Source organism: Nocardia sp. NPDC050697, assembly GCF_040654395.1.
GTDB lineage: Bacteria > Actinomycetota > Actinomycetes > Mycobacteriales > Mycobacteriaceae > Nocardia.
On sequence record NZ_JBFAHY010000006.1, the window covers coordinates 195,474 to 210,046 of the forward strand.

Below are 14,573 nucleotides of genomic sequence, written 5' to 3' on the forward strand. Positions count from 1 at the left end.
CGTCAGCACCACTCCGGCGCGCCAGGCGGTCCGCGCAGCGGGAAGCTACTCAGCAACCCGATTGGAACGGGTAGCAGGTCGCGGTGCGCGGGGCGGGCGGGGGTGCGGGGATCGGGTCGGGGCGGTCCGCCACGGTTAGGACGGGGAGCGGGGTGCTCTCGACCGGGGCGGCGTCGTCCGCGGCGGCGCACCGGCTGAAGAGCCAGAGGGCGGTGCCGAAGGCGGTCAGGGCGAGGAGGGCGAGCAGGAGTGAGGTGAGGGGGCTGCGCTTGCGGGCCACGGAGTGGAGGGTGGGGCTTGTGCCCGTGGGCGGGGTTTCGCCCTGGGGAAGCGGAGCGGTTGCCGCTCCGGTAGGCGGAGATGACGCAGACGGAGTTGGGGCCGGCGCAATCGGGGCCGGCCCCGATTGTGGTTCGGGTGCCGAAACATCCCGCACGAGAGCGGCTTCGGCGGCCGGTGGCGGCACGGGTGCGGCCCCCGACGCGTCTGGTGCGCCCGTCCGTGCCTCGCTCGCTCCGACAGCCGGCTCCGCCGAACCGACGGCCACCCCCATAGCAGCTCCCGCAGTCGGCGCCGAAGAAACGGGCGAGGACGATCCCACCCCGGGGAACCCCACCGCGACGAGCTGCTCGTCGGTGAGCCCGTGCTGCTCCCCCACCAGCACATCCAACGCCCCCCGAACCCCTTCCGACGTCCAGCAAACAGCCCGCACCTGATCCACCGCCGCCAACCGCTCGTACAGCTGATGCGGATCCTCCGCGAGCAACACATCGGTCCCCGCGGGCAACCCCTCCCGATCCACATTCAACGTGAGCGGCACCCCCGCGAACGGCACCACCACCAGCAGCCCGAGCACCTCGGCGGCCGAATCCCCCTCACCGAGGGCAACTCTCACCGCTTCGACCGTCTCGGTGAGCCGATCCAGCGGATTGGTATCCCGCAACCGCACCGCGATCGGATCCCCGGCAATCCCCGCCATCCGCCACGGCTCCGCGGCGGGACACTGCATCTCCCCGGTCATCGGCTCGGCGGGCATCTCGATATCGATCACCACGCACGACCGCGGCGTGAAGACCACGAGATCCGCGTCGAGCCCCGTGCGGAGCACCTTCCGCAACCCGCCCGGCGCGGGCAACCGACACCCGGAGACGGCGATCCCGGCCGACTCCCCCGCCTGCAACCAGTCGATCACCAATTGCTCCGTGTCGGAGGCGACTCCGCGGCTTCCACGTACGACGAACACCGCAGATCACTCCTTCACGCACCCACCGGCTGCCCGGCTTGCGGGAGCGTTACCCCGGATTCGCCCCGCCAACCGGGCGGCGCGGGTGCCGGAAGATCGATCCGTGATCGAACGCGCGGACTTCACCGACCCGGCCCTCCTCGCCTTCCTGCGCGCCCACCTCACCGACCTCGCCCCCACCGCACCCCCGGAGAGCAGGCACGCCCTCCACCTCGACGCCCTGCGCGCCCCCGCGGTGCGGCTCTGGGTGCTGCGTCACGACGGCGCCATCGCCGCGACCGGCGCGCTGGCCACGCTCGAGCCCGGCCACGAGGAGCTGAAGAGCATGCGCACCGACCCCGCCCGGCGCGGCCGCGGTCTCGGCCGGGCCATGCTCACCCACCTGCTCCGCGATGCCGCGAGCCGCGGGATCACCCGGATCTCGCTGGAGACCGGTTCCATGCCGTTCTTCGCCCCGGCCCGCCGCCTCTACACCGCCGCCGGATTCACCCCGTGCCCGCCGTTCGGCGGCTACCGCCCCGACCCCAACAGTTCCTTCTTCACGCTGGTGCTGGGGGATCAAGGGGGGTGACCCGGTTCCCGCGCGGAAGCGCGTTTGCCCGAGACCAAGAGCGGGATTCCAGCCCGTATGACGAACCCCTTCGACGACCCCAACGAACCCGAACTCTTCGCGCCGCTCGACGCCGACGACTCCATCGAGGCGCTGACCGAGGCGATCGTGTTCGACGACGAGAACTGGATCCGCAACCTCGGCGTGGCCGGCTCCGACTGACCGCGCGGAAATGGATTGCGCCCGAGCGCGATCCCGTGTCACCCTTGTTCCCATGATCACGAATACCGGGAAGGCGGTCGCCGCCGCCCTCGGGTGAGCGCCCTGACCCCGTCATGCGCCGCCCGTGGGTGCGGCACCGGTTTTCCACTCCCCGCCGCTGAAGTTCCTTCGCTGTGCGCGTCCGGCGCGCCGATTCCGATTCGAGGTGATCCCCCATGGCTCGTAGTCTCTTCGCACTCGCCCGTCGCTCGCGCAAGCCGGTGACCGATCACCTCGGTCAGCCGTACCGCGAACGGTAGTCCCCCCGAACCTCCCCGATATCGGCGCGTGACCACCGCGGCCGCCCCTCCGACCTGCGTCCGGACCTCGGAACGCGGTGCGTGACCAGCGGCGCGAAGCGGACTGCGGGATGGCCCGCGCCCGGAACCCCCTTGCCCCGTCGCGCGGCGGCGGCGCATGATCGGACGGGTCAACCGTCCGCACCACCATCGAGGAACGATCATGCTCAGAACCGTCACCAGGGCATCCGCCGTCACCGCGATCGCACTGGCCGCCGGGGCACTGGCCGCACCGGCCGCGCTCGCGGACACCCCGGCCGCCGCGCCGGTCGCCGGCTCGGTCTCCGTCTGCATCAACATCCCGGTGCCGCCGCCGGTCAGCATCAATATCTGCCTGTAGACCTCAGAGGTCGAAGGTCCGCTCCCCGGCGGGTAGCGGGGCGAAGCGCGCGGAGATCTGCGCGACCAGCCGCCACGGACGGTCCGTGTCGGTCGTGGCCTTGCCATTGGTCAGGACCGCACCGGACAGTCCGCGGGCGGGGTCGCCCCAGCCGTACTGGGTGGTGAGCCCGCTGCGCCCGAAGTGCGCCTCGGTGTGCCGCCCGAACTTGGAGCGGCGCGCCCCCAGCTCGAAACCGGCCCGGCTCACCCGCCCGGCCGCGCCCGGCAGCCACGGCGCCGGCGCCACCGCCGCCCGGACGGTATCCGGCTCCATGATCCGCACGCCGTCCAATTCGCCACCGCGCGTGAGGATCTCGTAGAAGCGCGAGAGTTCCTCCGCGGTCGTCACCAGATTCCCGGATGGCAGTTCCGCGGTGAGAAATTCGCGCACCGCGTCCTTCGAAATCGCACCGCTCATTCCCCCGCCCAGCGCCTTGCGGGCCAGAAAGGCCGAGGCCTTCGAGGCGGGCGGGCCGGTCTTCACGCTCGGCACCACGGCGTCGACCTGCGCCTCCGGGACGCCGAAATTCGTCCAGCGGAAACCGAGCGGGGTCAGGATCTGTTCCGCCAGATGGTCCCGGATGCGCTTGCCGGTGGCGGCGCGCACCACCGCGCGATGGATCAAACCGCTGGTCAGCGCGTGGTAGACGCGGAAGCGGCGGCGCGGCCACGCCGGTTTCAGGTCGGCAAGGGCGCGCAGCGCCAGTTCCTCGTCCACGACCAGCTCGGAGCCGCGGTAGGGCGGGGTGATGAAGGGGATCCCGGCGGAGTGGGTCAGCACGTCGCCGATGGTGATCGCGCCCTTGCCGTTGGCGGCGAAGCCGGGCAGGTACTCGGCCACCGGGTCGTCGGCGGCGAAGGCGCCCCGCTCCATGAGCAGGGCGGTGACGGCGGCGGCGACCCCCTTGGCGGTGGAGAAGCCGCAGAACGGGGTGGCGGTGGTGAGCAGCACCCGCTCGGCGTCGGGGGCGTCCCTCGGGGCATTGCCCCAGCCGTGGCCGATGCCGCGGTTCAGCACGACGCGGCCGCGGCGGCGCAGGCAGAGCTGGATGGCGGGGGTGGTGCCGAGGCGGTACCAGTCGCGCACCGACTCCCACACGGCGTCGATATCGGCGCGGGTCAGCCCGGCGTCGGCCGGGTCGTCCTCGGGGCCGACGGTGGTCACCGAGTCGAGATCTCCGGGCACCCGGATCAGCGCGGCAGTCACCCGGCCCAGCTTAATCACCGTTTCGGCCGATCATCCGGGGGCGGATCGGGCGCGGGGCTGCGGCCGTGCCACGATCGGAGCCGTGCTGCCGCCCGCGTCAGGTCCCGCGCCATGGCTGTGATCGTCGCCGATTCGCCACCGGTCGCCGACCCTGTCGAGCGGGGGCGGCTGCGGCCGGTGCTGGTGGTGGCGCTGCTGCTGGTCGCGGTGCAGGTGGTGGTGCGGGCGGTGGTGGCCGGGCGCGGGTACTTCTACTGGGACGATCTGATCCTGATCGGGCGGTCGGGGACGTATCCGCTGTTCTCCGCGGAGTTCCTCGGGTACGACCACGACGGGCACCTCATGCCGGGGGCCTTCGCCGCCGCGCATGTGGTCACGGATCTCTTTCCGCTGCGGTGGTGGCCCGCGGCGTTGTCGCTGGTGATCGGGCAGGCGGTGGCGTCTCTGGCCGTGGTGCGGGTGCTGTGGGTGCTGCTGCCGCGGTGGGCGTTGCTCGGGCCGCTCGTCTTCTATCTCTTCACGCCGCTCACGCTGCCCGCCTTCGCCTGGTGGGCGGCGGGGTTGAACGCGCTGCCGATGCAGGCGGCGCTGGCCTGGGTGGCCGGGGATGCCGTGCGGCTGGTGCGGACCGGGGAGCGGCGGTACGCGGTCTCCGGGATCGCGGTGACCGCTGTCGCGCTGCTGTTCTTCGAGAAGGCGGTGCTGGTGCCGTTCGTGGCGCTGGCGGTGGTGCTGCTCGCCGAGGGACGGGGTGCGTGGCGGCGGGGGGCGCTGCTGTGGCGGGGGGCGGCGGCGGTGCTCGGCGTGTGGGCGGTCGCGTACGTGGCGCTGGTGCGTGATCGGTTCACGGTGCCGCGCGCGGACATGGTGGTGGAGCTGGCGAACCACGGGGTGTCGTGGGGTGTGCTGCCGACGCTGCTCGGCGGGCCGTGGCGGTGGGAGCGGTGGAATCCGAGCCCGCCGTGGGCCGATCCGCCGCTCGCGCCGGTGATCCTCGCGTGGCTGGTGGTGGCGGCCGCGCTGGTGTGGTCGGTGCGCACGCGGTATCGGACCGGGCGGGTGTGGGTGGCGGCGGCCGGGTACGTCGCGGTGTCGACGGCGGCCATGATCGTCACCCGCTCCGGGGACGAGACGGCCTATGAACTCGCCCGCACACTGCGGTACCACACGGATTCCGCGGTGGTGATCGCGCTCGCCGCCGCCCTCGTGCTGGCCGCGCCGCGCCGCGCTCGCGGGCGCGCGACACCACCGGTCCCCGCGCCGCTGGACTCCGGCGCGCCGGGCACCCCGGCCGGCGGGGCGAACCTCGCGGCCGAGCGCGCTCGCCCCGCGTCGCCCGGCCACGCCGATTCGAGCGCACCACGGCGTTGGGCCGAAACGCCGCCGCGACAGCGTGCGCTCGCCGCACTGGCCGCCGCGACCTTCCTCGCCGGATCCCTCTATTCCACCGCGACCTTCACCACGGCCTGGACCGACAACCCCACCCGCGCCTACCTCACCAATGCCGAAGCCGCCCTCACCGCCCGCCCGGCCGTCCCCCTGCTCGACCAGCCCGTCTCCGTCTGGGTCCTGCTCCCGGTAGCCCACCCCCACAACATGACCGGCCACATCTTCGCCGCCCTCCCCGGCCGCACCGACATCGGCTCCACCACAACCGAGCTGACCATCCTCGACGACACCGGCCACCTGATCCCCGCCGACCTGTTCGCCGTCCGCTACGCCCTCCCCGGCCCGGTCCCCGGCTGCGGCACCCTCGTCACCGGCGGCGCCACCACCCCGATCCCCGCCGACGGCCCGCTCATCCCCGCCGAATGGACCGTCCAGCTCAACTACGTCGCCTCCGCCCCCGGCGAACTCGACCTCCGCTTCCCCGGCGGCCCCTTCGTCCGGGTCCCGGTGCGGCAGGGTCCCGGCACGGTCTACGCCCGGGTGCCGGGCGGCGGCGACGGGCTGGAGGCCCGCTCCCGCACCCCCGGCACCACGGTCTGCGTCGGCGGCAGCCCGATCGGCGGCGTGGTCCCGCGTTAGGCGCCGGCGAGCAACTGCTGCTTGATCTCGGTCTTCAACACCTTCCCGATCTTGGACCGCGGCAGATCCGCCCACACCTCCACCTGCTTCGGCGCCTTCACACTCCCGAGCCGCGCCTTGACGAACGCGGTCAGCTCCGCGGCGTCGACCGTGCTGCCGGGCCGGATGGTGAGCACGGCGGTGACCCGCTCGCCCCACTTGTCGTCCGGCAGCCCGACCACCGCGCAGTCGGCGACGGCGGGGTGCGCCATGAGCGCCTGCTCCACCTCGGTGGAGTAGACATTGAAGCCGCCGGTGATGACCATGTCCTTGGCCCGGTCGACGATGTAGAGGAAATTGTCGGCGTCCAGGTAGCCGATATCGCCGGTGTGGTGCCAGCCGTGCGCCGACGCCTCGGCGGTGGCCTCCGGGTTCTTGTAGTAGCCGCGCATGACGAGCGAGCCGCGCACCACGATCTCGCCGCGCTCGCCGCGCGGCAGCAGCGCACCGCCCTCGCCCATGATGGCCACGGTGACCAGCGGGGACGGCCGACCGGCCGAGGCGAGCCGGGCGCGCGCGATGGAGCCGCTGCCGTCGAAGTGGTCGCGCGGGGCCATGGTGGAGACCATCATGGGCGCCTCGGTCTGGCCGAAGAGCTGCGCCATGACCGGGCCGATCCGGCGCAGCGCCTCCTCCAGCCGCGCCGTCGACATGGGGGCGGCGCCGTACCAGAAGCACTGGAGCGCGGAGAGGTCGCGGCTGACCAGGGACGGGTGGTCCAGGACCAGGTAGATGAGCGTCGGCGGCAGGAAGGTGTGCGTGATGCGGTGCCGCTCGAGGTGGTCGAGGAAGCCGGTGACATCCGGCGCGCGCATGACCACGATCGAGCCGCCGTGGCACAGCACCGGGAAGCAGAGCACCCCGGCGGCGTGCGTGAGCGGGGCCAGCGCCAGGTAGCGGGGGCGGGTGCCGTCCACCGGCCAGGGGTAGCTCATGAGCGTGACGGCGGTCATGGCCTCCAGGTTGGCGCCGGTGAGCAGCACGCCCTTCGGCTTGCCGGTGGTGCCGCCGGTGCCCGCGATCATGGCGATGTCGTCGGGGGCGTGCCGGTCGACGGGATCACCTGCGGCGCCGAGGAATTCGTCCCAGCCGAGCGCGCCGGGGACGGTGTCGTCGAGGCAGACCAGGGTGTGCAGGGCGGGCAGTGCGTCCCGGATCTCGGCGACCAGCGCGGCGAACGAGCCCTGGAAGATCAGCACCGAGCAGTCGGTGAGGTCGAGGAAGTCCCGGTTCTCCGCGGCGGCATTGCGCGGGTTGATCGGGCACCACACGGCACCGGCCCGGCTGATGCCGAAGACGCAGGTGAACGCGGTGGGGTCGTTGGCGGAGAGGATGGCGACCTTGTCGCCGGGCGCCACCCCGCGCGCCACCAGCGCCGCCGCTACCCGCCCGCTGAGGTCGAGCACCTCGGCGTAGCTCGCGGTGACGCCGTCGCAGACCAGGCAGGGGGCGCCCGGGTCGAGCGACGCCCCCTTGTCCAGGAAGTCGACGAGCCGCATCAGCTCGCCTGGAAGGTCAGCACCGGCTCGGCCACCAGGCCGAAGGCGCGCAGCTGGCCGAGCAGCTCGCGGTGCCCGAATGCCTGGCAGCCGGAGGCGAACCCGGTGCGCTTCGGCGGCTGCTGGAGCAGGTAGGAGGCGGCGAATGCCTGCAGCAGCCCGGTCTGCTTGTAGTTCTGGTTGCCGTGGATGACGCAGTGCGCGCGGCCGAGCGGCCCGGACGCGTACACCGAGTCCAGCGACTTGTTCAGCCGCGGATTCTCCCGCGGCGGCATCACATTCATCACCTGGGCCGCGGTCGCGGTGAGCGCCTCGTCCCTGGCCGCCGGGTCCATGTCCTTCGTCGCCTCCAGCGCCTGCGCGACGATCTGCGGCACGCCGTGCATCAGCGCCGCGTTGAAGACGCCGCCCTGCGCCTTGCAGTTCGCCACCCGCGGATCGCGTTTGTACCAGACCGGGTGCGAGGTGCCGCCCCACGGCAGCGACATGGCCAGCTCGTGCTGCCCCGGCACCACCAGCGGCACCAGCCCCTGGTTCGGGTCGAACTCCACATAGCTGTTCTGTTGCAGATAATGCGCCCGCGAGGTGGCGGCATTCACCAGAATGGTGCGGGTGGAGGCGATCGTCGGGGAGCCGCCCCAGAACACCGCGATATCGAGGGAGTCGAGACCGGGCTTCTCCAAACACAATTCGGCCGCGATCTCACCGGTGGTGTACATGTGCGCGAGCCCGGGCGCGAGCAGCAGCCCGGCGGCGGCGAAATCGGCGCCGTACTTCTCGTCGCAGGTGATGAGCCAGTCCTGCTCGCCGGTGGTGTCCAGGTAGTGGGCACCCGCGGCCAGGCAGGCCTCGACCACCTCGGGGCCGAACGAGCTGAACGGGCCGACGGTATTGCACACCACCGAGGCGCCGCGGAAGAGCTCGGTGAGCGCGGCGACGTCGTGGCCGACCTCGGCGATCTCGTAGTCGGCGGTCTCGATGCCCGCCACACTGGTGTCCATCGAACTCTTCAGCTTGCCGCTGTCCCGGCCCGCGGCGAGGAACGGAACCCCGTACTCGCGCAGGTACTCACAGACGAGGCGGCCGGTGTAGCCGGAGGCGCCGTAGACGACGACGGGCTTGGTGCTGGTCATGATGGTCTCTCTTCCAGGTCGGGGGGGTCACATACCCATGCCGCCGTCGACCGGCAGGCCGGCGCCGTTGACGAAGGCGGCGGAGTCGGAGGCGAGGAAGACCACCGCGTTCGCGATGTCCTCGGTGGCGGCCAGCCGCCCGGACGGGGTGAGCTCGACGACCGCGCCGACCGCCTCCTCCGGCGAGCCGAAGAGCCCGAGCCCCGCCACGTCGTTGGCCAGCCCGGCGCCCATCTCGTTCGGCACCAGCCCCGGGTACAGACAGTTCACCCGGACCCCGTAGCCGAGCTTGCCGCTCTCCATGGCCGCGACCCGGGTGAGCCGGTCCACCGCCGACTTGGTGGCGGAATAGACCGCGATGGCCGGGAAGGCGATGGTCGCCGCCACCGAGGCGATATTGATGACCGACCCACCCTTGCCCGCGGCGCCGCCCGGGCGCATGGTGCGGAAAGCGTGCTTGATGCCGAGCGCGGTGCCGAGCACATTGACGTCGAGCATCGTGCGCACGGCCGCCGGGTCCAGGTCGGCGAGCAGGCTGGTGATCTCCACCCCCGCGTTGTTGACCACGATGTCCAGCCCGCCCAGCTGCTGCACCGCCGCGGCCGCGGCCGCCTCCCAGGAGGCGTCGTCGGTGACGTCCAGGTGGACGAAACCGTGGCCCTCGCCGAGGGTTTCGGCGAGCTTGGCGCCGCGGTCGTCCTGGATGTCGGCGATCACGACGCGCGCTCCGGCCCGGGCCAGCGCGTGCGCCATCCCCTCGCCGAGTCCTTGCGCGCCGCCGGTGACGAGGGCGGAACGGCCGGTCAGGTCCATGTGGGTCATCTGCGCTCCTTGTTCGAGGTGATGCGGGTCACACAGTTCCACCTTTTTATGACAGTTGTCAAGACTTTCTCGGACAAGCGTCAAGATTCTGCTGGTCGATCGTCAAGAACGTCGGTTAAACTCGGCCCATGCCCCGCGCCAACCCGATCGACAAGCACGACCTGCGCCGCCGCGCGCTCGCGGACTCCGCGCTGCGCACGCTCGGCGAGCTCGGCTACGCCCGGTCGTCGCTGCGCGAGATCGCGAACAACTCGGAGTTCTCGCACGGCGTGGTGCACTACTACTTCCACGACAAGCTGCAGCTCATCGTCTACTGCGTCATGCAGTACAAGCAGACCTGCGTCACCCGCTACGACGGCGTGATCGCCGACGCCACCACGCCGGACGGGCTGGTCGCCGCCTTCGCCGACAAACTGGTGGAGACCATCGTGGACGAGGCGCCCATGCACCGGCTCTGGTACGACCTGCGCTCGCAGAGCATGTTCGAGGAGAGCCTGCGCGAGGCGGTCGGGCAGATCGACCGGCTGCTGGAGGAGATGATCTGGCACGTCGTCACCCGGTACGCGGCGCTCTCCGGGGTGGCGCCCGCCATGTCGCCGAATACCGCGTACGGCATGCTCGACGGGCTGTTCCAGCAGGCGCTGCTCGGCTATCTGAGCGGGCGGGCGGAGGCGCTGGATGCGTTGCGCGGGCAGGTGCGGCGGGTCATGCCGCTGGTGCTCGCGGGCTGAACGCGGCGAAGCCGGCCGGGCCAGGGGCCCGACCGGCTCGCCGAACGCCGGCCGCTACTTCGGCGCGACCGGGAACGGGGTGTTGATGGTGGTGAAGTACTGGACGGCGGCCAGCACCGCGACCGGGGCGGTGACCAGCAGCTGCCCCGCCAGGGTGCCGAGCGCCCCGATGGCCACGATCCCGCCGACGCAGCCCACCACCGCGGCCGGGGCGAAGGCGCCGAAGAGCCCGACGATGGCCGCCGAGGCCACGGTGGCGCCCGCGATCCCGCCGAGCACGCAGCCCACCGCCCCGCCGGTGAGCCCGCCGACCAGGGTGCCGATGGTGGCGCCTGCGCCGATGGTGCTGGTCAGCCGGTTCCAGGCGGCCAGCTCCCGGTCGTACTCGTTCTTCCACGGCGCCCGGTCCTCGTAGGGAAGGGCGACCGGGCGGTAGACGGCGTGCGCGGTGTCGAAGCGGGGGGTGAGCACGGCGCGGTGCGCGTCGAGCTCGGCGCTGATCGGGAAGACGAAGTCGTCGACCCGGAAGGACAGCTCGGCCCCGGCCAGCACCGTGCCGTCGGCGGCGGTGATGGTGAAGGTGCCGTCCTCGGCGCGCAGCGCCCCGCCGTCGGTCTCGACGACGACGTGCTCGGGGGTGGTGGTGGCGGTGTAGCCGACCGCGCCGGGGTCGGCGGGGGCGGCGTGCGCGAGCGCCGGGAGCGCGGTGAGGGCGGCGGCGAGCAGGGCGACGGTGCCGATGCGTGGTGTCATGCGGTGTTCTTCCTCATCGATGGATGTGCTGGCGGGACAGGTGGTCTCAGGCGAACTCCGGCGCGATCTTGTCGGCGACGGCGTCCAGGGTGCGGCGCGCGACCTCGATCGGCAGGTTGCCGGAGTGGATGGTGAGGCTGATGGTGACGTCGGTGCCGTACACCGCGCCGAGCCGGGTGAGCTGGGCCCGGACGTCGTCGACGGTGCCGGCCAGGATGTGGTCCTCGGCGAGCCGCTTGTCGAAGTGCAGCAGCGCGCCGACGTTCGCCAGGTTCTCGTACCCGGGGTAGTCGGCGCTCCGGTTGCGCGCCCAGGCGCCGGTGGCCTCGGCGATCTTGTCCGAGTAGAGCTGCTCGTCGCGGCTGCCGAGCGCGAGCGCCTCGTCCCGGTCGTCGGCGATGAAGGCGGCCAGGCTGATCTGCACCGGCTCGGTGCCGGGGGTGCGGCCGCCGTCGGCCCAGCCCTTCCGGTAGGCGGCCAGGATCTCGGTGAAGCCGTCGCGCCCGGCGATGGCGGGTACCGCCTGCAGCCCGCGGCCGAGCCGCCCGGCCTGCTCGGCCGAGGCCGGGCTGGTGGCGGTGGCGACGAAGATGTCCGGCCCCTCCGGCCGGACCGGCCTCGGCAGCAGGGTGACCGGGCCGAAGTGGTGGAACGGCCCGTCGGCCACCACCTCCTCCTCGGTCCAGAGCCGGTGCACCAATTCGACGCCGGCGTCGAAGCGGGCCCGGCTCTCGTCCAGGGGCACCCCGAAGGCGGCGAACTCGTCCGGCAGGAAGCCGCGGCCGAAGCCGACGTCGAGCCTGCCCCCGCTGAGGTTGTCCAGCACCGCGAGCTTGCCCGCCAGCTGGATCGGGTGCGAGAACGCGGGGATCACCGCGCCGGTGGCGATCCGGATGTTCCGGGTGCGGGCGGCGACCGCGGCGAGGAACGGCACCGGGTCCGGGCTGTACCCGCCGTACGGGAAGAAATAGTGCTCGACGGTCTTCACGTGGTGGAAGCCGCGCTCGTCGGCGCAGACCGCGAGGTCGAGCGCGTCCTGGAAGTAGCGGTGCGCGGGCAGGTCGCCGGGGCCGACGGCCGGGAAGAAGGTGATGCCGAATCGCATGGGTTTTCCTTCGGGACGAGGGTGCGCGCCGGTCAGCGGCGCAGGACGAGGGCGGAGTTGAAGCCGCCGAAGCCGCGGGCGAGCACCAGCGCGGTGCGCAGCGGCGCGGAGCGCGGGGCGCCGAGCACGAGGTCGAGCGCGTAGCCGGGTGCAGGGGCGCGGGTGCCGACGGTCGGCGGGATCACCTGGTCGCGCAGCGCGAGCAGCGCGGTGGCGACGTCCAGCGGCGGGCCACCCGCGATCAGCCGACCCACCGTCGACTTCGGCGCCGTCACCGGCACCCCGTGCGGGCCGAAGACCTCGGCGAGCGTCGCCGCTTCGGCGGCATCGGGGCCGGGCAGCCCGGCCGCGTCGGCGAAGACCACGTCGATCTCGCCCGGCTCCAGCTCGGCGTCGGCGAGCGCGGTGCGCACCGCGCGCCCCAGGGTCGGGCCGCGGCCGCTGTCCGGGTGCGGGTCGAACGAGGAGCCGTACCCGGCGATGCTGCCGTAGATCTGCGGGGCGCCGCGTTCGGCGGCGGCCTCGGCGTCCTCCAGGATGAGCAGCGCGCCGCCCTCCCCCGGCACGTACCCGGCGGCCTCGGCGTCGAAGGGCAGGTAGGCGCGCTCGGCGGAGCCGGCGCGGCTGAGCCCGCCGTGCGCGATCTGCGAGACGAAGGCGTACGGGTTCAGCGGCGCCTCCAGCCCGCCCGCCACCGAGACCCGCTGCCCGCGCCGGATCAGCCTGCGCGCGTGGCCGATCGCGTCCAGCCCGCCCGCCTGGTCGGCCACGATCGAGCCGCCCGCGCCGCGCAGGTCGTTGCGGATCGAGATCTGCCCGGTGTTCACCGCGTAGAACCAGGCGAAGCACTGGTAGGCGCTGACGTGGTCCGGGCCGAGCGTCCAGAGCTTCTGCACCTCGCGCTGGGTGAAGTCGAAGCCGCCGCTGGCATTCGAGGTGGTGACCCCGAGGGTGCCGCTGTCCAGCGCGGAGAGCTCGACCCCGGCATCCGCGATGGCCCAATCCGCCACCGCGATGGCGAGTTTGGTGACCGGGTCGGTCTGCGGGATCAATCGGCCGGGGACGTGCGCGGCGACGTCGAAGTCCAGGATCTCGCCGGCGAAGCGGCTCGGGTACCCGGAGACGTCGTAGCGACTCACCCGGTCGATGCCGAGCGTTCCGGCCAGCACCGCCTTCCAGTAGTTCGCCGCGCCGAGGCCGTTCGGCGCCGCCACCGCGAGCCCGGTGACCACCACCGCGCTCACGAGACCCCCTCCTTGGCCAGCACGACGGCGCTCTGGAAGCCACCGAAGCCGCTGCCCACCGAGAGCGCGACGTCCACCCGGGCCGGGCGCGCCTCCAGCGGCACGTAGTCCAGGTCCAGCTCGGGATCGGGATCGTGCAGGTTGGCGGTGGGCGGGACGACCGAGTTCGCCATCGCCAGCACGCAGGCCACCAGTTCGATGGCGCCGATCGCGCCGAGCGAGTGCCCGATCATGGATTTGATCGAGCTGACCGGGGTCGCGTAGGCGTGCTGCCCGAGGCTGCGCTTGAAGGCCGCGGTCTCGTGCCGGTCGTTCTGCTTGGTGCCGGAGCCGTGCGCGTTGACGTAGTCGACGGTGGACGGGTCGAGCCGCGATTCGGCCAGGGCCGCGTCGATGGCCAGGCTCATCTCGATGCCGTCCGGCCGCAGCCCGGTCATGTGGTAGGCGTTGCAGCGCGAGGCATGGCCGCGCACCTCGGCGTAGATGGTGGCGCCGCGCGCACTGGCGTGCTCGTACTCCTCCAGCACCAGGGTGGCCGCGCCCTCGGCCACCACGAAGCCGTTGCGGGTGGCGTCGAAGGGCCGGGAGGCGTGCTCCGGGTCGTCGTTCCGCGGCGAGGTGGCCTTGATGGCGTCGAAGCAGGCCACCGCCAGCGGCGAGATCGGGGCGTCGGCGCCGCCGGCGACCACCACGTCGGCGGCGCCGTCCAGGATCAGGTCGCGGCCGTAGCCGATGGCGTCCAGCCCGGAGGTGCAGCCCGACGACACCAGCGCGGCCGGCCCCTCGGCGCCCGCCGCCCAGGCCACCTCGGCCGCGATCGAGCTGGGCACCAGGTAGTTGTAGAGGTGCGGGGTGGCGTACTCGCTCTGCAGCTCCCACAGCCTGCCGGTATCGCTGAGCACCAGGTACTCGTCCTCCAGCGAGGTGGTGGCGCCGACCGCGCTGCCGACGCTCACCCCGATCCGGCCGGGGTCGACGGCGTCCGGCTCGAGCCCGGAGTCCCGCAGCGCCTCCCTGGTGGTCGCCACCGCGAGCTGCGCGGCCCGGTCCATCCGCCGCTCCGCGCGGGCGCTGATCCCGTGCGCCGCCGGGTCGAAGTCGCACTCGCCCGCCATCTGGGAGCGGAAGGGCGACGGGTCGAACCGGGTGATCCGGCGCGTCGCGGTGGCGCCCGCGGTGAGCAGTTTCCAGAACTGCGCGGTATCGTCCGCGCCGGGAACGACCGAGCCGAGGCCGGTGATCACCACTCGTCGTGTCATAGCTTCTGTCCTCGGGGTC

At 72.6% G+C, this 14,573-nt stretch carries 14 protein-coding genes; 5 read left to right on the forward strand and 9 right to left on the reverse strand.

Features of this window, described 5'->3' with window-relative positions:
• Positions 1-49 precede the first annotated feature (49 nt).
• Positions 50-1,192: a hypothetical protein gene (locus tag AB0H71_RS21870; protein WP_357023793.1), complete on the reverse strand. Its 1,143-nt coding sequence runs from the start codon at positions 1,190-1,192 to the stop codon at positions 50-52.
• 154 nt (positions 1,193-1,346) lie between these two features.
• On the opposite strand from AB0H71_RS21870, the gene AB0H71_RS21875 reads away from it, so the two are divergent.
• The 3 genes from AB0H71_RS21875 to AB0H71_RS21885 all read left to right on the forward strand — a co-directional run bounded on the left by AB0H71_RS21875 (position 1,347) and on the right by AB0H71_RS21885 (position 2,693).
• On the forward strand, positions 1,347-1,814 hold the full coding sequence (locus tag AB0H71_RS21875) for a GNAT family N-acetyltransferase (RefSeq protein ID WP_357023796.1): 468 nt from the start codon (positions 1,347-1,349) through the stop codon (positions 1,812-1,814).
• A gap of 57 nt (positions 1,815-1,871) precedes the next feature.
• The gene (locus AB0H71_RS21880) at positions 1,872-2,015 is read left to right on the forward strand and encodes a hypothetical protein (RefSeq protein ID WP_357023799.1); all 144 of its coding nucleotides are present in this window, start codon (positions 1,872-1,874) and stop codon (positions 2,013-2,015) included.
• Between the two features lie 501 nt (positions 2,016-2,516).
• Entirely contained in the window at positions 2,517-2,693 is a 177-nt protein-coding gene (locus AB0H71_RS21885; protein ID WP_357023802.1) for a hypothetical protein, read from the forward strand.
• Between the two features lie 3 nt (positions 2,694-2,696).
• Here AB0H71_RS21885 and AB0H71_RS21890 read toward each other — a convergent pair whose 3' ends face one another.
• Entirely contained in the window at positions 2,697-3,941 is a 1,245-nt protein-coding gene (locus AB0H71_RS21890; protein WP_357023805.1) for a serine hydrolase, read from the reverse strand.
• Between the two features lie 111 nt (positions 3,942-4,052).
• Between AB0H71_RS21890 and AB0H71_RS21895 the strand changes: the two genes are divergently transcribed.
• Positions 4,053-5,969, forward strand: coding sequence for a hypothetical protein (locus AB0H71_RS21895; RefSeq protein ID WP_357023808.1), 1,917 nt, complete (start codon positions 4,053-4,055; stop codon positions 5,967-5,969).
• Here AB0H71_RS21895 and AB0H71_RS21900 read toward each other — a convergent pair.
• The 3 genes from AB0H71_RS21900 to AB0H71_RS21910 are packed head-to-tail and all read right to left on the reverse strand — an operon-like array spanning position 5,966 to position 9,462.
• Positions 5,966-7,507 (reverse strand): long-chain fatty acid--CoA ligase, encoded by a 1,542-nt coding sequence (locus AB0H71_RS21900; protein ID WP_357023811.1) that lies wholly within the window; start codon positions 7,505-7,507, stop codon positions 5,966-5,968. The two genes, AB0H71_RS21895 and AB0H71_RS21900, sit on opposite strands and share 4 nt — an antisense overlap.
• A complete protein-coding gene (locus AB0H71_RS21905; protein ID WP_357023814.1) occupies positions 7,507-8,640 on the reverse strand; it encodes a DUF5938 domain-containing protein in 1,134 nt (377 codons plus the stop codon). Before AB0H71_RS21905 ends, AB0H71_RS21900 begins: the two co-directional genes overlap by 1 nt.
• A gap of 27 nt (positions 8,641-8,667) precedes the next feature.
• Positions 8,668-9,462 carry an SDR family oxidoreductase gene (locus tag AB0H71_RS21910; RefSeq protein WP_357023817.1) on the reverse strand — a complete coding sequence of 265 codons (795 nt, stop codon included), beginning with the start codon at positions 9,460-9,462 and terminating at the stop codon, positions 8,668-8,670.
• A 128-nt stretch (positions 9,463-9,590) separates the two neighbouring features.
• Between AB0H71_RS21910 and AB0H71_RS21915 the strand changes: the two genes are divergently transcribed.
• Complete coding sequence (locus AB0H71_RS21915) at positions 9,591-10,193, forward strand: TetR/AcrR family transcriptional regulator (protein ID WP_357023820.1); 603 nt, start codon at positions 9,591-9,593, stop codon at positions 10,191-10,193.
• Positions 10,194-10,247: 54 nt separating this feature from the next.
• Here the strand turns inward: AB0H71_RS21915 and AB0H71_RS21920 are convergent, their stop codons facing one another.
• Genes AB0H71_RS21920 through AB0H71_RS21935 form a run of 4 tightly spaced genes read right to left on the reverse strand, consistent with a single transcriptional unit; the run spans position 10,248 to position 14,554 of the window.
• Positions 10,248-10,946, reverse strand: a complete 699-nt coding sequence (locus AB0H71_RS21920; protein WP_357023823.1) for a hypothetical protein — start codon at positions 10,944-10,946, stop codon at positions 10,248-10,250.
• Positions 10,947-10,992: 46 nt separating this feature from the next.
• Positions 10,993-12,051: an LLM class flavin-dependent oxidoreductase gene (locus AB0H71_RS21925; RefSeq protein ID WP_357023826.1), complete on the reverse strand. Its 1,059-nt coding sequence runs from the start codon at positions 12,049-12,051 to the stop codon at positions 10,993-10,995.
• Positions 12,052-12,083: 32 nt separating this feature from the next.
• A complete protein-coding gene (locus tag AB0H71_RS21930; protein ID WP_357023829.1) occupies positions 12,084-13,295 on the reverse strand; it encodes a ketosynthase chain-length factor in 1,212 nt (403 codons plus the stop codon).
• Positions 13,292-14,554 carry a beta-ketoacyl-[acyl-carrier-protein] synthase family protein gene (locus AB0H71_RS21935; RefSeq protein WP_357023832.1) on the reverse strand — a complete coding sequence of 421 codons (1,263 nt, stop codon included), beginning with the start codon at positions 14,552-14,554 and terminating at the stop codon, positions 13,292-13,294. Before AB0H71_RS21935 ends, AB0H71_RS21930 begins: the two co-directional genes overlap by 4 nt.
• Positions 14,555-14,573: the final 19 nt, after the last annotated feature.